21 protein-coding genes are annotated in these 19,581 nt (G+C 37.1%); 2 read left to right on the forward strand and 19 right to left on the reverse strand.

All coding sequences use genetic code 11. The features are described 5' to 3' along the window. Position 1 precedes the first annotated feature (1 nt). From rplI to rpsF, 6 genes are all read right to left on the reverse strand, one after another. On the reverse strand, positions 2–448 hold the full coding sequence (gene rplI, locus A2J09_RS18790; protein WP_012296208.1) for a 50S ribosomal protein L9: 447 nt from the start codon (positions 446–448) through the stop codon (positions 2–4). After that, positions 448–2,418: a DHH family phosphoesterase gene (locus tag A2J09_RS18795; protein WP_036162492.1), complete on the reverse strand. Its 1,971-nt coding sequence runs from the start codon at positions 2,416–2,418 to the stop codon at positions 448–450. Before A2J09_RS18795 ends, rplI begins: the two co-directional genes overlap by 1 nt. Before the next feature lie 13 nt (positions 2,419–2,431). Continuing rightward, positions 2,432–3,373, reverse strand: a complete 942-nt coding sequence (locus A2J09_RS18800) for a YybS family protein (RefSeq protein WP_012296210.1) — start codon at positions 3,371–3,373, stop codon at positions 2,432–2,434. A gap of 225 nt (positions 3,374–3,598) precedes the next feature. Next, the gene (gene rpsR / locus A2J09_RS18805; RefSeq protein WP_012296211.1) at positions 3,599–3,835 is read right to left on the reverse strand and encodes a 30S ribosomal protein S18; all 237 of its coding nucleotides are present in this window, start codon (positions 3,833–3,835) and stop codon (positions 3,599–3,601) included. Between the two features lie 41 nt (positions 3,836–3,876). Next, positions 3,877–4,446: a single-stranded DNA-binding protein gene (gene ssb, locus A2J09_RS18810; protein ID WP_008177953.1), complete on the reverse strand. Its 570-nt coding sequence runs from the start codon at positions 4,444–4,446 to the stop codon at positions 3,877–3,879. A gap of 47 nt (positions 4,447–4,493) precedes the next feature. Then, on the reverse strand, positions 4,494–4,781 hold the full coding sequence (gene rpsF / locus A2J09_RS18815) for a 30S ribosomal protein S6 (protein ID WP_031415833.1): 288 nt from the start codon (positions 4,779–4,781) through the stop codon (positions 4,494–4,496). A gap of 178 nt (positions 4,782–4,959) precedes the next feature. On the opposite strand from rpsF, the gene A2J09_RS18820 reads away from it, so the two are divergent. Then, positions 4,960–5,526, forward strand: coding sequence for a DUF3267 domain-containing protein (locus A2J09_RS18820; RefSeq protein WP_012296213.1), 567 nt, complete (start codon positions 4,960–4,962; stop codon positions 5,524–5,526). Positions 5,527–5,589: 63 nt separating this feature from the next. Here the strand turns inward: A2J09_RS18820 and A2J09_RS18825 are convergent, their stop codons facing one another. From A2J09_RS18825 to A2J09_RS18840, 4 genes are all read right to left on the reverse strand, one after another. Next, a complete protein-coding gene (locus A2J09_RS18825; RefSeq protein ID WP_012296214.1) occupies positions 5,590–6,630 on the reverse strand; it encodes an acyl-CoA dehydrogenase family protein in 1,041 nt (346 codons plus the stop codon). Between the two features lie 82 nt (positions 6,631–6,712). Continuing rightward, on the reverse strand, positions 6,713–7,813 hold the full coding sequence (ychF, locus tag A2J09_RS18830; RefSeq protein WP_012296215.1) for a redox-regulated ATPase YchF: 1,101 nt from the start codon (positions 7,811–7,813) through the stop codon (positions 6,713–6,715). A gap of 96 nt (positions 7,814–7,909) precedes the next feature. After that, entirely contained in the window at positions 7,910–8,110 is a 201-nt protein-coding gene (locus A2J09_RS18835) for a DUF951 domain-containing protein (protein WP_012296216.1), read from the reverse strand. Position 8,111: 1 nt separating this feature from the next. Next, positions 8,112–8,984, reverse strand: coding sequence for a mechanosensitive ion channel family protein (locus A2J09_RS18840; protein WP_031415837.1), 873 nt, complete (start codon positions 8,982–8,984; stop codon positions 8,112–8,114). 91 nt (positions 8,985–9,075) lie between these two features. Between A2J09_RS18840 and yyaC the strand changes: the two genes are divergently transcribed. After that, positions 9,076–9,708, forward strand: coding sequence for a spore protease YyaC (gene yyaC / locus A2J09_RS18845; RefSeq protein ID WP_031415838.1), 633 nt, complete (start codon positions 9,076–9,078; stop codon positions 9,706–9,708). Here yyaC and A2J09_RS18850 read toward each other — a convergent pair. The 9 genes from A2J09_RS18850 to yidC all read right to left on the reverse strand — a co-directional run bounded on the left by A2J09_RS18850 (position 9,625) and on the right by yidC (position 19,265). After that, positions 9,625–10,341 carry a DUF554 domain-containing protein gene (locus A2J09_RS18850; RefSeq protein ID WP_012296218.1) on the reverse strand — a complete coding sequence of 239 codons (717 nt, stop codon included), beginning with the start codon at positions 10,339–10,341 and terminating at the stop codon, positions 9,625–9,627. The genes yyaC and A2J09_RS18850 overlap by 84 nt on opposite strands. Before the next feature lie 77 nt (positions 10,342–10,418). Beyond that, entirely contained in the window at positions 10,419–11,267 is an 849-nt protein-coding gene (locus A2J09_RS18855) for a ParB/RepB/Spo0J family partition protein (protein WP_012296219.1), read from the reverse strand. Beyond that, complete coding sequence (locus tag A2J09_RS18860) at positions 11,260–12,021, reverse strand: ParA family protein (protein WP_008177971.1); 762 nt, start codon at positions 12,019–12,021, stop codon at positions 11,260–11,262. The genes A2J09_RS18855 and A2J09_RS18860 overlap by 8 nt, the downstream gene beginning before the upstream one ends. Positions 12,022–12,236: 215 nt before the next feature. Further along, positions 12,237–13,133, reverse strand: a complete 897-nt coding sequence (gene noc / locus A2J09_RS18865; RefSeq protein WP_012296220.1) for a nucleoid occlusion protein — start codon at positions 13,131–13,133, stop codon at positions 12,237–12,239. A 180-nt stretch (positions 13,134–13,313) separates the two neighbouring features. Continuing rightward, complete coding sequence (gene rsmG / locus A2J09_RS18870) at positions 13,314–14,030, reverse strand: 16S rRNA (guanine(527)-N(7))-methyltransferase RsmG (RefSeq protein WP_012296221.1); 717 nt, start codon at positions 14,028–14,030, stop codon at positions 13,314–13,316. Between the two features lie 115 nt (positions 14,031–14,145). After that, positions 14,146–16,038: a tRNA uridine-5-carboxymethylaminomethyl(34) synthesis enzyme MnmG gene (gene mnmG / locus A2J09_RS18875; protein ID WP_012296222.1), complete on the reverse strand. Its 1,893-nt coding sequence runs from the start codon at positions 16,036–16,038 to the stop codon at positions 14,146–14,148. A gap of 27 nt (positions 16,039–16,065) precedes the next feature. Continuing rightward, on the reverse strand, positions 16,066–17,451 hold the full coding sequence (gene mnmE, locus A2J09_RS18880) for a tRNA uridine-5-carboxymethylaminomethyl(34) synthesis GTPase MnmE (protein ID WP_012296223.1): 1,386 nt from the start codon (positions 17,449–17,451) through the stop codon (positions 16,066–16,068). A 243-nt stretch (positions 17,452–17,694) separates the two neighbouring features. Beyond that, the gene (gene jag / locus A2J09_RS18885) at positions 17,695–18,498 is read right to left on the reverse strand and encodes an RNA-binding cell elongation regulator Jag/EloR (protein WP_012296224.1); all 804 of its coding nucleotides are present in this window, start codon (positions 18,496–18,498) and stop codon (positions 17,695–17,697) included. After that, entirely contained in the window at positions 18,495–19,265 is a 771-nt protein-coding gene (gene yidC, locus A2J09_RS18890; RefSeq protein ID WP_012296225.1) for a membrane protein insertase YidC, read from the reverse strand. Before yidC ends, jag begins: the two co-directional genes overlap by 4 nt. Positions 19,266–19,581: the final 316 nt, after the last annotated feature.

A 19,581-nucleotide genomic window follows, 5' to 3' on the forward strand; every position in this document is an offset into this window, starting at 1 on the left:
CTTATTCTTCCGTTACATGTACTTTTAATGTAGCAGTTACTTCATGATGTAGTTTTACAGGAACATTTGTAAAGCCCAGTGCACGAATCCCGTCATTCAAAGTCATTTTACGTTTATCAATTTTAATGCCATGCACTTTTTGTAAGGCATCTGCAATTTGCTTTGTAGACACTGAACCAAATAGACGGCCACCTTCACCAGACTTTGCTTTTAGCTCAACTGTTAATGTTTCTAATTTTTCCTTTAACGCTTGTGCTTCTGCTAGTTCGGCAGCCGCATTTTTTGCCTCTAATTTTTTCTGACCATCTAATTGACTTAGAGCTTGAGCGTTTGCCTCTGCTGCATAACCATTTTTAATTAAGAAATTTTGTGCGTAACCATCTGCTACGTTTTTAATCTCACCTTTTTTTCCTTTTCCTTTAACGTCTTTTAAAAATACTACTTTCATTAGTCAGAACTCCCTTCAAAGACCTCTTCTATGGCCTCTTCTAATTGTGTTTTCACGTTATCAATGGTTTTGGCTTCTATTTGGCAGGCGGCGTTTGTTAAATGGCCACCACCGCCAAGTCTTTCCATAATAAGCTGTACATTGACTTCGCCTAGTGATCGGGCACTAATTCCTATTTTTCCATCTGCCCGATGTGCAATCACAAACGATGCACCAACATCCTTCATAGTTAGTAAAATATCTGCTGTTTGTGCAATTAAGACAGAATCATACACTTTCGATTCCTCACCTACAGCCACAGCAATTCCTGGTTTAACGAATTTAACTGTTTGCACTATTTTGGATCGTTCAATATAAGTGTCTACATCTTCTTTTAAAAGACGTTGCACTAATACTGTATCTGCTCCATTCGTTCGTAGATACGAAGCTGCTTCAAACGTACGTGCTCCCGTTCGAAGTGTAAAGCTTTTCGTGTCGACAATAATACCTGCTAGTAGGGCAGTAGCCTCTAGCATATTAATCTTTGCACGCTTGGGCTGATATTCTAATAACTCAGTGACAAGCTCAGCTGTAGATGAGGCATACGGTTCCATATAAACAAGTGTTGGATTTTCAATAAAATCCTCACTTCGACGATGATGGTCGATGACAACAACCTTTTCAGCTAGCTTTAATAAGTGTGCATCAATAACTAAATTAGGTTTATGTGTATCCACAATAACAAGCAAAGATTTTTCAGTCATTTTCCCAGCAGCTTCCTCTGGTGTTAGGAAGTTTTCATAGAAATCTGATTTACTCTCTATTTCATTCATTAAACGTGTAACACTACCATTTAATTCATCAAAATTTATAATGACATAGCCCTTTACATCATTCATTTGTGCCATTTTCCGAACACCGACAGACGCACCAATAGAGTCCATATCAGGACTTTTATGTCCCATAACAAACACTTGATCACTATCTTGAATTAAATCACGTAATGCATGTGAGATGACGCGCGCTCTAACACGTGTGCGCTTTTCAACCGGATTGGTTTTCCCACCATAGAATTTAAGCTTTCCAGTAGGTTGCTTAATTGCGACTTGGTCACCACCACGGCCTAATACAAGATCCAGACTTGATTGTGCCAATTCACCAAGCTCCACTAGGGAGGACGAACCCGCTCCTACACCAATACTTAATGTTAAAGATAAATTCTTTTGCGCTGTTTTTTCTCGGATAACATCTAAAATAGCAAATTTTTTCTTTTCAAGCTCTGTTAAAATTGATTCGTTTAATACGGCTAAAAAACGATCTGATGATATTCGTTTTACAAATACACCATGCTCAGCAGCCCACTCATTGACGATTGAAGTAACCATCGTATTCGTTAAACTACGCGGCTGGTCATCCATGGCTTGTGTGATTTCATCATAATTATCAACAAATAAAATAGCGATAACTGTACGATCTGCAAAGTATTGCTTCTCAATAGCAATCTGCTCAGTAATATCAAAGAAGTATAGTAATCGTTCCTCTTTTTTATAATAAACACGATATTTACGATCACGTAATGTAATTGTAGCCTCATTTGTTTCTTCAGTCTTCATTAGTACGTAGATATCATCAGAAATATTAACAATTCCCTCTCCTACTAATGATTCCATATTTAAGATACCTTGCATATATGGATTGGACCATTCTATTTCATATTGCTCGTTTACCAACAGTATTCCAATTGGCATTTCAAGCAATGCTTCTTCCCCTACTTTTTTCATGCGGAATGAAATGGATTCTATATGCTTTTCAGTTTCTTCAAAAGCAATCTTTTCCACCTTCCATGTGTAGACCATCAGTAAAGCAAAACCTATTCCATAACCTAGACCTATCCCGATATTCCAAATACATAGAAGTACGAACGTCACAATTCCAAAAATGGAAAGAACAAAAAGCGGATAGCGAATTGGTCGTTTTCTAAAAGTTCCCATTACAATCAGCCCCTTATTCTTTAGTCTTCCCCTTTACAAGTGAACGTACGTCAAAACCTAAATCAACGATACCTAGTAAGATCATGAAGGATGATAATGGAATAGCTAATATGGTAGCAACCCATTTAACACCATTTGGCATCCCTTTTCTAGAAATGAAATAATGGATAAATGATATCCCTTGTAGAATGAGCAGCACCCATAAAATATAAGAAACATTCAATACGATAATATCTAGTGTTGAACCAGCCTCTGGACGCATGAATAAATTAATGCATAAAACGATCATGTAATACCATAAAATAGAGCGTGGTAAGCGCATATTCTGAAATGGCGCAAATTTTGGAACATCGACACCAAGTCGTTTTAAAGCTGGTAAATTTAGCGCTATGATAATAAATGCAGCAAAAAATGCTAACATTGTTATTGTTGCAGGCATTGTCAGCTCGATCGTTTTAAACATAGCCTCGAGCTGTTCGGGCTTTATCGCTACTTGCCCTGTTACGTTTTTCGCAAATTCATTTGATTGCTCATAATTTTTGCGAGTCATCTCTAAACTTATGCTAATGAAATCAATCCCTGCAAATTTCACATAGGCAACATAAACAAGTGCCATCGAGATTAGATTAGCAATCCCCGTTGCCATAAATAAATACAGCTTACTCTTCTTCTGATAAATAGCGTTACCCATCACGACACCCAGTAACCCTAAAACAAAGGCAAATGGTAACATCGACATTCCAGTCGCTATACTTGTTAAAAAACAGCCTACTATTGCTAATAGTATTGATGAGGAACGTTTGTAATTTGCACTATACCAAGCAACCGGTAGTGGAGCGAATATTAAAGCTACTATAAAAACGAATGGTACATATGCGGAAATCAGCATTAATATTGTAAAAAGTGCAACCATCATCGAGCCTTGGACAAGCGCTTTTGTTTGATTATTCGGCATTGAAAACCTTCCTTTTTTTCAGTCAAACTTACTACCCTTTATTGTACCATTTTTTCATAGTATTGAACAAAAAACGCTTAGCTCACTATATGCTTTATTAAGAATTTTATCTAATAATCTTCTACTTCATTTTTCGATAAAAAAAACCAGCATATCCGATACGAATATCGTAATATGCTGGTTTTCAAAATTGATGTAAGGTCCATTACCTTAACGTCATCAATCTTATTTATCTTCTGCTACGAATGGAAGTAATCCCATGATACGAGATACTTTGATAGCTGAAGTTAATTTACGTTGGTACTTAGCGCTAGTGCCAGTTACGCGACGTGGTAAAATTTTACCGCGCTCAGAGATGAATTTTTTTAATAAATCTACATCTTTATAGTCGATATGCGTAATGTTATTAGCAGTGAAGTAGCAAACTTTACGGCGTTTGCGGCCTCCGCGACGTGGTGCCATAGTGTGTCTCCTCCTTATCTTTTTTTAATATTCTTGAAGCATTAGAATGGAAGATCATCCTCAGATACTTCTATCGGTCCCTTGCTATTAGCAAATGGGTCCTCATCTACACGTGTATAGTTTGGCTGATTCATAGGTGGTTGATTTTGCTGATAAGCATCGCCGCCATAGGAACCCTGTCCTGGCATAGCGCCACCAAACTGCTGCTGTGGTTGACCACCGCCATAGGACGGTTGGTTATTACCGTAAGTTTGTCCACCACCGTATTGAGGAGCAGGAGCACCGCTACCATTACGTGGTTCTAAAAACTGTACGCTATCCGCCACAACGTCTGTTGTATATACTCGCTTACCGTCTTGTCCTTCATAACTGCCTGTTTGGATACGACCTTCTACCCCAATTAAACTTCCTTTTCGCATGAAGTTCGCTAGGTTTTCAGCCTGTTTTCGCCATGCAACACAGTTAATGAAATCAGCTTCACGTTCACCTTGTTGATTTGAGAATGCACGATTCACAGCAACTGTAAATCTTGTAGACGCAATTCCATTTGGTGTATAACGTAGCTCAGGATCTTTTGTTAGTCTTCCAACTAATACGACACGGTTTATCATCAGAATGCAACCTCCTTTTCAGCGTTTTGTTAAAAAATCATTCAATATTAAGCTTCTTGGCGAACTGCAATGTGACGAATGATGTCTTCGCTGATGTTAGCTAGACGTGTATACTCGTTGATTGCATCTGAAGTAGCGTTTACTTTTACGATTTGGTAGTAACCTTCGCGGAAGTCTTGAATTTCATAAGCTAAGCGGCGTTTGCCCCACTCTTTAGATTCGATGACTTCTGCACCGTTAGAAGTTAAAACTTCGTTGAAACGTTCAACTAAAGCTTTCTTCGCTTCGTCTTCAATGTTCGGACGTACGATGTACATTAATTCGTATTTTCTCATCTGTTTACACCTCCTTATGGACTAGGCTCTCCTATATTAAGGGAGCAAGGAGCAAGTAATAAATTATTACTCACATCAATGAATTGTAACATAGAGGTACTTGTCTTTCAAGTCGCAAACTAACAATTCATTTTATATAATGAACCTAACATGATTCATTCGTGAAAGGAGAACTTTTGTGCTACCAAATAAAGAACCTATTGTTATTGAATTAGATATAAAAAAATTAATGATCGACAATATTGTGATTACAAGTGGTCTTGTCATATTATTTACAGCCATTCAATATATTTGCTTTAAAGATTTTCACTTTTCTTTTTGGCCTATCGTTGGTGGAACAGTACTGTTTGTTATTCTGTATATCATTTTCATAATGTTGCATGAGGCTTTTCATTTAATTGGTTTTATGCTTTTTGGTAAAGTACCTTTGGAGTCTTTAAAATATGGCATAAACTTAGAGCTAGGTGTTGCCTATGCAACTACTACAAAGCCGCTTTACAACCACGCAATGAAACGGGCATTGTTGCTGCCATTTTGGATGACTGGCGTTCTCCCTACTATTGCAGGATTTTATTTTAATAGTACCATTTTAATACTGGTAGGAGCTTTTTTAATGGCAGGTGCAGTAGGAGATTTTGCCATGTATAAGGAGTTACAGAAATATCCCAATAATGCCTTAGTACAAGATGACCCTGAATTACCAAAGCTTTATGTTTATACAGAGAAGGACCGTTCACCAAGGTAAAATACATACATACGAAAACTAGACTCTGTCGTTAGCCATAATGTCTGAGTCTAGTCATTCCTCTTAAGGAGTTAAAAATCCATGCTGTGCGGCTGTATACAAATTCCTCCAAATTCGATTTAATCGAGAGGTTTCTGTGATAGCATCCATGCCAAGGTTACGTATTAGTTTATTTGCAATCTCTATACAAGCAGCCGCAATTTCTTTACTCATTTGTGTAAATTGCATTAGTTCTTCCTCTGTCAATGATTGATCTTGTTGATGCTTTTGCCAATATCCTGACAAGGTTGTATAGAACTGCTGCTCACATTGTTTAAAATGCTTTTGCTGTTGCATGAATAAAAACTGTAAAGCTCCCATACGCTCAGTTCGATTAGCAGCATGATTTCGTTGCTTTATTAAAATAAATGCTTCTTCTAATAAATTTTCAGTTATTCCTAGACAAACGCTTAAAAAAGAAGCCTCGGCAAAGGTTGTAAATGGAAAGGTATGTACGGAATTCCCGTAGTTATTTCTAATCGTACCTATTTGGAAAGTAGCTTCCTGAGGTATCCATACATTGTTCACGCGAATTGTATGACTTGCCGTTGCCTTCAAGCCCATTGCGCGCCAATCATGTAAAACTTCTACATCTTGACGGTCTAAGGAGCAACTAATGATATTTTCTGTTTTCATGCCATTTTGCTCTATCAAACAATTCATGGTAAAGGTTGTAGCATAGTCTGAACCACTACAGTATTTCCATTGCCCTGTTACCACATAACCTCCTTCTACCTTTATAGCAATTCCCGTTGGATAGCCACTACCTGCGATAACAGCTTCTTTTGGGGAAAAGATTCTTTCGCACATTTCTTGGCTAAATGCAGGAATAAATGCATTGCCTCCAGTCCCGATTGTAACAAGCCAACCAACATTACCATCGAGGGCAGCTATTTGTTGAAATACTTTTATTCCTTCTACTAAATCTAGATTTTTACCTCCTAGTTCATTAGCAGTGAACAATTTGAACAATTTTTGTTCATAAATAAATTCTAAGATGTCCTGGGGTAATCTTCCTAGCTGCTCAAACTCTAGGCCACGTTCTTTTATTTCGGTTATGTTCATTTGACGTCACTCCCATACTCTAAAAATTCAGATAAAATAATGATTGAAAAAAGGCAATCATTAAGATTGCCCTCTGTTCGTCTTATACATTAAAGCGGAATAACATAATATCGCCATCTTGAACTTCATACTCTTTACCTTCAAGACGTACCTTACCTGCTTCTTTTGCCGCTGCTTGAGAACCTGCCTCTAATAGATCATCATAAGCAACAGTTTCAGCACGAATAAAGCCACGTTCAAAGTCTGTATGGATAATCCCTGCACATTGCGGTGCCTTCATACCTTTACGGAACGTCCATGCACGAACCTCTTGTACACCCGCAGTGAAATACGTAGCTAAGCCTAATAAGTCATAAGAAGTACGGATTAGCTGATCTAAACCAGACTCTTTAATTCCTAATTCTTCTAAGAACATAGCCTTTTCCTCATCGTCTAGCTCTGAGATTTCTTCCTCAATTTTCGCACAAATTGTAATGACTTGCGCACCTTCAGCTGATGCATATTCACGTACCTTTTGGACATATTCATTATTGTCAGCATCGGCCACTTCATCTTCTGAAACGTTTGCAACATACAGCATTGGTTTAATTGTTAACAAATGAAGACCTTTTATTACTTTCAGTTCATCATCTGAAAGCTCAGCTGCACGCGCTGGCTTACCGTTCTCTAACTGCTCTTTAATTTTTAAGAGTACTGGCTCTTCAATCATGGCCTCTTTGTCTTTTTGTTTTGCCATTTTACTAACACGTTGGATTCGTTTATCTACCGATTCTAAATCAGCTAGTGCTAGCTCTAGGTTAATAACCTCGATATCATCGATTGGATCCACCGCACCCGATACGTGTGTAATATTTTCATCTACAAAACAACGTACAACTTGGCAAATTGCATCTACTTCACGGATATGAGCTAAGAATTTATTACCTAGACCTTCACCTTTGGAAGCACCTTTTACAATTCCTGCGATATCTGTGAATTCAAATGCTGTTGGTACTGTTTTTTTAGGTACAACTAATTCTGTTAATTTATCTAAACGTGCGTCTGGGACTTCAACGATACCGACGTTCGGATCAATCGTGGCGAATGGGTAGTTTGCAGCCAATGCGCCCGCTTTTGTAATTGCGTTAAATAATGTTGATTTTCCAACGTTAGGTAAACCAACGATTCCAGCTGTTAATGCCATGAATGGACACAACCTTTCTATAATCAGTTCAATTTTCTCTCTTATAACCTTTTCTATTATATTGATTCACTTACAAAAAGTCTAATATGCCTGAAGTTAGGCCTCATTAGCAGAAAGTAAAACCTTTTTCATTTTTTTCTCAAATTCTCTACGTGGGATCATTACGCTATGTTGACAACCTTCACACTTAATTCGAACATCAGCACCCATACGAATAATCTTCCATTTGTTCGTACCACAAGGATGTTGCTTTTTCATTTCAACAATATCATTTAAACCATATTTCTTTGCTTCCACCTTACTCACTTCTCCCCTCACCTTTGTCATAGAACATCATTTTTGGATAAGCCATTGGAATACGATGTTCTTCAAAAAGTTTTGTCACATCTCGGCGTATACTACGAGCAACTCCATATTGTTGCTGCGGTAATGTTTCAGCAGCAATACGGATCGTTACCTCTGTACCTTTAACATTTTGTACACCTAAAAACACTGGTGCTGCTATTAATTCTTTATGTTTTTCTGGTAAAGATTCTAAATAGTGATTAATAACTGTTTCAGCTTTTTCAAAGTCAGCATCAGCGGTCATTTGTAAATCTATAAAAATTTTGGAGTTGTTAACAGAGTAATTGACGACCTCACCAATTGCACCATTAGGAATGATAAATTGCTCTCCCGTCCCCCCATTAATTTTCGTAGTACGTAAGCCAATTTCTACAACCGTACCTTCTGCTCCATTAATTTTTATATAATCCCCTACACCAAATTGATCCTCAAAAATAATAAAGAAGCCCGTGATAACATCCTTCACTAAACTTTGGGCACCAAAACCGACGGCTAAACCGACAATCCCTGCACCTGCTAAAAGACCCGCTACCTTTATATTTAAAGAAGATAGAATGCCAATGATTGCAGAGAAATAAACAACATAAGAAATTACACTTTGTAATAATCTCGAAATCGTACGTTGACGTCGCTCTGAATGATTTAATGGAGAACGCATACGGATTAAAAACAATTTTTTAATCAATTTTTTACCCATTCTTACAGCTATCCATGATACTAGTAAAATCAGCACGATCTCAATAGAAGTATCAATCACATCTTCCCAAAGCTTGTCAGATGTAAGCTTTTCCCAGTATCTATCCATTAATTTCTTATTCCATTCCATCGTTCCCACCTCTTGAATAACTTGCTAAAAATTTGCGTATACTGCATAAAAATTGAGCACTTCTAAAAATAAAAAGAAAGTGAGTTTTTTTATGAATACTATACCAAATTTGTTACTACCTTATTCCCTTCATCACGAAAGTAAAAATGCTGTTTGGCAATTAAGTACATTATTTTTAGAACATATACCGTTTCATCATGAACGATTAATTTTTTGCTGCATTGGCAGCGACCGATGTACAGGTGATACACTTGGACCGTTAACGGGTAGTTTCTTAAATAAGTCTGTTAGCTTCCCCTACGAAATTGTAGGTTCTTTAGAAGATCCTCTACATGCTCTAAATCTAAATTCAACTATGCAACAGCTACACAATCATACTACAAAACCATTCATTATTGCGATTGACGCCTGTCTTGGTAGTGAGCACAATGTCGGTCATATTTCCGTTCAAAGCGGTCCTATTTTTCCTGGCAAGGCTGTAAAAAAAGAATTACCCCCAATCGGTGACATTTCCATTAAAGGAATCGTCAATATTGGAGGTTTTATGGAAATGCTTGTTTTACAAAATACAAGACTTCATATTTCTTATGCTATGGCTGAGAAGCTTTCAAGAGCGCTATTACTGGCTGCCCACCGTTATTCATTGAAAAATGTAGAAGAAAGCAACCATAATACCAACAACGACGATACCTGGCAGCAAGTTAGCAGCCTTGATCTTAGTTAAACCAGCTATATTTAACCCTATTGCCATTATCATAACGCCGCCAACGGCTGTCATTTCGGTAATATACATTTGCAGCGCAGCATCAGGTATAAAAGAACTAATGACCCCTGCAAAAATAGCAATTAATCCTTGATAAATAAAAACAGGTATTGCCGATAGCAATACACCTATGCCTAATGTGGATGCTAGAATAATGGATGTAAATCCATCTATTAATCCTTTTGTAATCAATACATTATGATCGTTACGAAGGCCGCTATCAAGTGCACCAATAACAGCCATTGAGCCAACAACAAATATTAATGAAGCTGTGACAAACCCTTCTGCTATGCTAATTTGATTTTGGTCATTTCGTTTTGTGCGAAATAAAGACTCTACCCATTTGCCAAGGCGATTCATTTGCTTATCTAAATCTAACCACTCACCTACTACAGTACCCACCACTAAACTTACGATTAAGATAATAAAATTATCACTTTCAAATCCCATTTTTATCCCTAATAATGCGACTGCTAAACCAATTATGGATAGGACAGTAGACTTCATAGATTCAGGAATATTTTTGAAAATCCGCCCCACTAATGCACCTGCTATAATGAGCACAGCATTAATTAATGCCCCTAGTATTACCACCCTTTTGCCTTCCTTCTCTCTAAAAAATAGAGAGCGCCTGTTTGCTTGGCGCTCTGATTAAATTATAGAAATATCATTTATTCTTCTTGTAAATTTAGGATTTCTAAAATGCGCTCCAAATCATCTTCAGAGTAAAATTCTATTTCAATTTTCCCTTTATTGTTGTTCTTTCTAATTTGAACATTTGTTCCAAAATAATCTCTTAATTGAGATTCTTTCGCCGCCACAAATATATCTTTTTTCTTAGGAGGAATTGTTTCACGTGAAACTTCCTCATTCAGGGTTTGTACTAACATTTCAACTTGACGAACATTTAAACCTTGATTCATTACCTTCATTGCTACTTCAGAGATTCGTCTTTTATTTTTTAAGCCGAGTAATGCCCGGCCTTGTCCCATTGATAGGGTGCCATCATTCATAAATTTCCGGACATCTTCTGGCAAAGCAAGGAGGCGAACATGGTTAGCTATATGTGGTCTACTTTTTCCTAAACGCTTTGATAGCTCTTCCTGTGTTAGTTTCAAGTTTTCCATTAAGCTTTGATAGGCCTCTGCTTCTTCAATGACTGTTAAATCCTCGCGCTGAAGGTTCTCTAGAATAGCTAGCTCCATCATTTGTGCATCTGATAGCTCTTTAATGATTACTGGAATAACATCTAAACCTGCTAATAAACAGGCCCGATAACGACGTTCTCCTGCTACTATTTCAAATTTACGACCCTTTTTACGGACAGCAATTGGTTGCAATATGCCATGCTCATTTATCGAATCTGCTAATTCTTGTAAAGCTTCTTCATCAAAAATTTTACGAGGCTGAAATGGGTTCGCAACAATTAAATCTAATTGAATTTCTTCCACTTGCCCACTTTGTTCTAAAGACTCTCCTGGAAATAGTGCACCAATGCCCTTTCCTAAACCTTTAGCCATTTTTAATCACTTCCCTCGCCATCTCCAAATAAACTTCTGCACCTCTAGACCTTGCGTCATAAGTGATGATTGGTTGCCCATGACTAGGTGCTTCACTTAAACGCACATTACGAGGAATTATTGTTTTATATACTTTATCTTGGAAATATTTTTTTACTTCATCTATAACTTGCAACCCAAGGTTTGTTCGTGCATCTAGCATTGTTAATAAAACACCATCAATATACAACTGTTGGTTTAAATGCTTTTGAACAAGACGAACAGTAGATAACAATTGGCTTAGACCCTCCAATGCATAATATTCGCATTGTACAGGAATAATTAATGCATCTGAAGCAGTCAAAGCATTGATTGTTAAAAGTCCTAAGGATGGTGGACAATCAATAATTATATAATCGAAATCTTCTTTTACATTTTGTAATGCATGCTTCAAACGCACTTCTCTTGAAATAGTCGACACCAATTCAATTTCAGCGCCTGCAAGCGAAATTGTGGCTGGAACAATTGATAAATTATCTACATTTGTTTTTTGAATGACATTTTCAACATCTTCATCATCAATGAGTACATCATAAATACAACTTTGTATGTCTCCTTTATTAATACCGAGACCACTTGTTGTATTTCCCTGCGGATCAGTATCAATAAGTAGCACTTTCTTCCCCAAATAGGCTAGACAAGCGCTCAAATTGACTGAAGTTGTTGTTTTTCCTACGCCACCCTTTTGATTGGCGATTGCTATAATTCTCCCCATTTAAAAGCACCTGCTTTCATTTATCAACGCTTACTCTTTGTAAAACCAATGTATTTAACCCGCTATCTAACTTTCATTCTATCAAAAAAACAGTTAGAAGTTGTATAAAATATTAAGAATATATACAAAAAAGGAGACATCTCATTCAACTTTCTGAGATATCTCCTTTTTACAGTGAAGGAAAATGTAATAAATTATTATTTTTAGATAATTTGTTACACCTTTTTCTTTTTAGGTATCTTCACAGTAATTTGATAATATTCTTCTGTATCTTCTTCTTCCGTTTTTACCGTAATACCACTTTTTGTGACCATTGTTAATGATTGCTTAATAGTATTTAAGGCTATACGGACATCTTTACTAATGGCCTTGCGCTTAGGCTTTGCCTTCTTTGGTACCGACTCTTGCTCATCTGTTACAGGATGCAAGATAGCTTGAATCTGTTCCTCTAATTGGCGAACATTCCAATCATTATCAACGGTTTGCTGTAAGACCTCTAATTGTAACGGTTGATCTTTAATAGCAATTAATGCACGCGCATGTCGTTCAGAGATCTTTCGCTGTAAAATGGCTTGTTGCACTTCGTCTGGAAGCCTTAATAAACGTAATTTATTGGCTACAGTGGATTGTCCTTTTCCAAGTCTTTGGGCAAGAGCTTCCTGTGTGAGCTCATGCAGCTCCAACAATTTTTGATAGGCTACCGCTTCTTCAATTGCCGTTAATTCTTCACGCTGTAAGTTCTCTATTAACGCAATAGAAGCTGTCTCCTTATCGGTTAAATTACGTACAATAGCAGGAACCTCTGTCCATTGTAGCTTTTTCATAGCTCGATAACGACGCTCACCGGCAATGATTTCATATTGATTTTCTGATGTTTTACGTACAACAATTGGCTGAATCACACCATGTGTATGAATGGTTCTTGATAATTCTTCAATTTTTTCATCATCAAAAATAGTACGTGGCTGAAAACGGTTAGGTACAATTTGATCAATAGGCAATTTTATGACTTCTTCTGCTGTATGAACCGCCTCTGCTTGTTCTACTTCATTTTTCACAATAGGCTCTGTTTTACTTCCGCCTCCAAAAAAACGTGAAAAAGGACTTTTCATCCAAGTGGCACCACCTTTAAGTAACTATCTTGCTCTGTCTCATTCTATTATTATTTATTATATTTCCTCAAATGTATATAGTTCATAGATGACTTTTGCGTGAACCATCCATAACTAGTATGTATGCTCAAAATAGAAAAAATATATTCTACTTTGAGAAAGTTTCACATGAAACACTAATTATTGAATTGGTGTTTTATTCGGTACACCTGGCTTACGCGGGTATTTTTTCGGTGTTCCTTTTATTTTATCAAATATATATAAAATGCGGTCACTTTCTTCAACAGGTAGCTTGAAAGAATATTCTTCTTTCAGTTTAACACCTAGTGTTGTTAATGCTTTTTTAGCATCTTTTAATTCTTCTGCACCTGCCGCTGCTTTTAAGGCAACAAAATAGCCACCTTGTTTTGCTAATGGTACACATAGCTCCGATAAAACAGATAAACGAGCTACTGCACGTGCTGTCACCACATCGTATTGCTCACGATATTTTATATTTTGACCAAACTCTTCTGCACGAGCATGCACAAAATTCATATTTTCTAATTGTAACTCATCACTTAAATGATTTAAAAATGTAATTCTTTTATTTAAGGAGTCGACAATTGTGACATGTAAATGTGGGAAACAGATTTTTATTGGAATACTAGGAAAACCAGCCCCTGCTCCTACATCACAAACAGTGATTACTTTTGAAAAATCAAAATAAAATGAGGCACTAATAGAGTCAAAGAAATGTTTTAAATAAACACCTTCTAAATCTGTAATAGCAGTCAGGTTCATCTTTTCATTCCACTCGACAAGTAATTCAAAGTATTTTTTAAATTGAGTAATTTGCTTTTCGGAAAGCTCGATGCCCTTTTTTTTCAGTGCCTCAATAAATTGTTGTTCGTTCATGTAAAGTCTCCTTTATTAATCTAGCTCTACTAGTTCATCTTAACAATAGTATTGCTTTAAAAATAGGAAGCGGGCACAATGGTATGCCCGCCCCTTATTCACTTTACTGTTCTTATTAGCCGCTTATTTTTGCAATTTTACCTTGTTCAATATAAACAAGAAGAATAGAAATATCTGCTGGGTTAACACCAGAAATACGAGAGGCTTGTGCAATGGAAAGCGGTGTAACTTGTTTTAATTTTTGACGTGCTTCTGTCGCTAATCCAGAAATAGCATCATAATCAATGTTTTCAGGGATTTTTTTGTTTTCCATTTTATGCAGCTTCTCTACTTGTAGCAATGCTTTTTCGATATAGCCTTCATATTTAAGCTGAATTTCAATTTGCTCTTTTACTTCTTCTGTAAATTCAATATCTGCCGGAATTAATGAAGAAATCATCTCATAATGCATCTCGGGGCGTTTTAGTAAATCAGCACCTCGAATGCCGTCTTTTAATTCACTACCACCAGCAGAACGAATAACCGCTTGTGTAGCTTCATTCGGTTTAATAATTATTTCACGAAGACGTGCAATTTCATTTTCTATTAATGCCTTTTTCGCATTGAACTTGTCATATCTTTCTTGTGGTACCATTCCGATTTTATAAGCTAGCTCTAATAATCGTAAATCAGCGTTATCATGACGTAGCAGTAAGCGATACTCTGCACGAGAAGTTAGTAAACGATACGGCTCATTTGTTCCTTTTGTCACAAGATCATCAATTAGTACCCCAATATAGGCATCCGAGCGACTAAGGATTAATTCCTCTTTGCCAAGTACATTAGCTGCAGCATTCATTCCTGCCATTAATCCTTGGGCCGCTGCTTCTTCATAACCCGATGTACCATTAATTTGGCCAGCTGTATATAAGCCTTTAATGCGCTTTGTTTCTAGTGTTGGCCACAATTGTGTGGGTACAATTGAATCATATTCAATGGCATAGCCAGCACGCATCATTTCTGCATTCTCTAAGCCTGGGATTGATTTTAATAAACGTGTTTGAACATGCTCTGGTAGGCTTGTTGATAAACCTTGAACATAAACCTCACGTGTATTACGTCCTTCTGGCTCTAAGAAGATTTGATGTCTCGGCTTATCGTTGAAGCGTACTACTTTATCTTCAATCGAAGGGCAGTAGCGTGGACCCGTCCCTTTAATCATCCCAGAATACATCGGTGATAGATGTAAATTAGCCTCAATTATTTCGTGTGTTTCAGGGCTTGTATACGTTAACCAGCAAGGTAGTTGGTCCATAATGAATTCCGTTGTTTCAAAACTAAATGCACGTGGAACTTCATCTCCTGGCTGAATTTCAGTTTTATCATAATCAATTGTACGATTATTAACACGTGGTGGTGTACCTGTTTTAAATCGAACAAGGTCAAAACCAAGCTCTTTTAAATTATCAGCTAAGCGAATGGACGGTTGTTGGTTATTAGGACCACTTGAATATTTTATATCCCCAATAATAATTTCACCGCGTAGGAAGGTACCTGTTGTGACCACTACTGTTTTGGCACGATAAATAGCACCAATTTGTGTAATAACCCCTGTTACTTCTCCATCCTCAATGATAAGTTCTTCTACCATTCCTTGATGGATTGTTAAGTTTTCGGTTTCCTCTAATATGCGTTTCATTTCTTGTTGATACAAAACTTTGTCAGCTTGCGCACGTAATGCACGTACAGCTGGGCCTTTTCCTGTATTTAACATTCGCATTTGGATATGCGTTTTATCTATAACTTTCCCCATGACGCCACCTAAAGCGTCTATTTCACGTACGACGATTCCTTTGGCAGGACCACCAATGGATGGATTACATGGCATAAATGCAATCATATCTAAGTTGATCGTTAACATTAGTGTTTTAGCACCCATTTTAGCCGCAGCATGTGCAGCTTCTGAACCTGCATGACCTGCGCCAATGACGATCACATCAAACGTGCCTGCCTCATATTTTGTTGGCATGCTCGTATCTTCCTTTCTTTCTTAAAGTTATTTTCCTAAGCAAAACTGAGAAAATAGCTGGTTGATTAGGCTTTCTTGCACTGTGTCACCTATAATCTCACCAAGTAATTCCCAAGTTCTTGTGACATCAATTTGTACCATATCAACTGGAACTCCAGCTTGAGCAGCTGCTATTGCATCCTCAACTGTCGCCTGTGCTTGATGCAATAGTGCAATATGTCTTGCATTTGAAACATATGTTAAATCGCCCGCTTCAATTTGCCCTTCAAAGAACAATGCAGCTATCGCTTCTTCAAGCTCTGTAACACCCTCCTCCTGTAAGAGAGAGGTGGTTACAATGCGATGTTTACCTGCTAGCTCTTTGACACGCGCTAAATTAATTTTTTGCGGTAGATCTGTTTTATTGATAATAACGATGTAGTCCATCGCCTCAATCGTTTCGAATAAACGCTCGTCCTCAGCAGTTAACTCATCTGCATAGTTTAATACAAATAATATTAAATCTGCTCCACGTAGCGCTTCTCTCGAACGTTCTACGCCAATTCGTTCAACAATGTCTTCTGTCTCACGAATACCCGCTGTATCCACTAAACGAAGCGGAACACCGCGTACATTGACGTACTCTTCTATAATATCACGAGTAGTACCAGCAATATCTGTCACTATGGCCTTATTTTCCTGTACTAAGCTATTTAAAAGAGAAGATTTCCCTACATTTGGACGGCCTAAAATAACAGTCGATAAACCCTCTCGTAATATTTTCCCTTGAGAAGATGTTTGGAGAAGTTTAATAATTTCATCTCGTACCCATGTACATTTTTCTACTAAAACAGGTACAGTCATCTCTTCTACATCATCATACTCTGGATAATCTATATTAACCTCTACTTGCGCTAATGTCTCTAGTAAAGCTTGGCGCAAGTCACCAATAAGTCTTGATAATTTTCCATCCATCTGACCCAAGGCAACATTCATTGCTCGATCTGTTTTAGCTCTTATCAAATCCATTACTGCTTCAGCCTGTGATAAATCAATACGCCCATTTAAAAACGCACGTTTAGTAAATTCACCTGGTTCTGCTAATCTTGCCCCATTCGTTAATGCTAGTTGTAAAACACGATTAACTGAAACCAAACCACCGTGACAATTTATTTCAACTACATCCTCACGTGTGAAAGTTTTTGGACCACGCATCAATGATAGCATTACTTCCTCTACTACCTCGTTTGTTTTAGGATCCACTAAATGTCCATAATGAATAGTGTGCGAATCCTTTGTCGTTAAACTTTTTCCACCTGGTGATTTAAATATTTTATCTGCAATCGCCACTGCTTCGTCCCCACTTAAACGAACGATGGCTATGGCACCTTCACCCATCGGTGTGGATATCGCAGCAATTGTATCAAACTCCATTTAATGACCTCCTCAACGTTATCCACATGTGGATAATCGAAACCGACCAATACTTACTAACACCTTAGACTAACATATTTTCAGCAAAATCTAAAGTAAGGATCATTTCCAAATGTGGATAACAACCTTTTTTATAAAACTGAATTTCAACAAAAAATACAATTCTTTGTCTCATAAAAAAAGGTCATTTTATCACAAAGGATAAAATGACCTTTAAAACTATAGTGTCTGCATGTTTTAAATCTATTTATTTTTGACGGGCTCAATGACTAAATAACGATTTGGTTCTGAACCTTCTGAATACGTCTCAAGATCAAGACGATTGGCTAATTGATTATGAATTATTTTTCTTTCGTATGACGGCATAGGTTCAAATGCCACACGTTGATTTGAACGTAATGCTTTGTCCGCCATTCGATCAGCCAGTAACTCTAATGCTTCTTGTCGACGTTCGCGATAGTTTTCCACATCTAATTTCACCATTAAGAACTGCTTAGCGCTTTTATTTAGCACTAACTGTGTTAATTGCTGTAAGGAATTTAATGTTTGACCACGTTTTCCGATAAGTAGAGCAGCTTTCTCACTTTTCAGCTGAAAATAAACGTATTTCCCTTCACGTGTTGTACTTATATCAAGATCATGAATATCCAATTGTTCAGCAATAGTTACTAAGTAAGTTTTTGCATCCTCAATTGGATTTGCTGAATCTTCTTCCTCATTTTGTTCGTTTACGACTTTTTGAACAGCTTCGATTTCATTTGGTTGATCAGAAACTTGTGAACTTATTGTTTCAACATCATCTACTGCTAATTGTTTGTCTAATTGAGTCGTTATTTGCGATTCGGCTTTTTCACTTTCAATGACCGGAATCTGAACTTCCTTTACAGTTACACGAACTTCTGCAGAGCGTGCACCAAAACCTAAAAATCCTTTTTTACCTTCTTGTAAAACTTCAACATCTACTTGTTCACGGGTTTTGCCAAGTTTCTGTAACGCTAATGAGATCGCTTCTTGTGTTGTTGCGCCTATTTGCGTAAGTTGTTTCACTTTTTAGCCCCTCCATTTTGAGCAGGTTGTGTTTTATCTTTATTCCAAGGTTTATAAATATACAGGTTTTGGAAAATCGAAATAATATTCCCGATTACCCAATATAATGATAATGCAGCTGGTAAGGCCATACCAAAGGCAATGATCATGAATGGCATAATATACATCATGATTTTCATTTGAGGATTATCCATTGCTGGTCCTGTACGTAATACGATAAATTGCATTAAACCTGCTGTAATTGCTAATGCAGGTGCAGGATCTGCTAGCGGGAAGATAAAGAAATTCCCTAAATCAAATGTAGATGTAGCATTCATACGGCTTATTGCATGATAAAAACCAATTAAAATTGGCATTTGAATGATTACTGGTAAACACCCTGCAAGTGGGTTTACGCCTGATTCACTCATCAGCTTCATCATTTCTTGCTGATATTGTTGTTGTGTCTGAGCATCCTTAGAAGCATACTTCTTTTGCAGTTCCTTCAATTTTGGCTGAATTTCTTGCATTTTTTTAGAACTCTTTGTTTGTTTAATCATTAATGGTAAAATTGCTAAACGAATAATGATCGTTACAGCAATGATCCCCCATGCATACGTGCCAAGTAGGTCAGCAAAGTATTTTATCGCTGATACCAACGGCCAAACAATGAATTCATTCCAGAAGCCAGTGCTTTCTTTGGAAATTGGTTCATTGAATTCTGTACAACCAGATAGTAGTAGAGCTACTGATACTAGTGACAAAATTACCCAATGTTGTTTTTTCAACCTTCTTCCCCCTACAATTACTATTCACTTTTTCAAATTCTATATGCATCTTCTTTATTCACTGACTGACAGTTTCCTGCCTTAAAATCTGTGACTTCTGACAGCAGCTTTATCAAAGCTTGAACAAAGATAAAGTTATCAGCTATTTTATCATGCCAATAACGTTTCACTCTACTAAATATTCTCACAATATACACTTATTCCTGAGTTTTGTGGCGAATTTAACATATTTTATAAGTGAAATCTAACGCTAGTAATACCCCTATGCGTATACTCCTACGTTATGGTATGCCATTTCACTCTTATTCTTAAAGCT

This window comes from Lysinibacillus sphaericus (assembly GCF_001629735.1).
Taxonomy (GTDB): Bacteria; Bacillota; Bacilli; order Bacillales_A; family Planococcaceae; genus Lysinibacillus; species Lysinibacillus pinottii.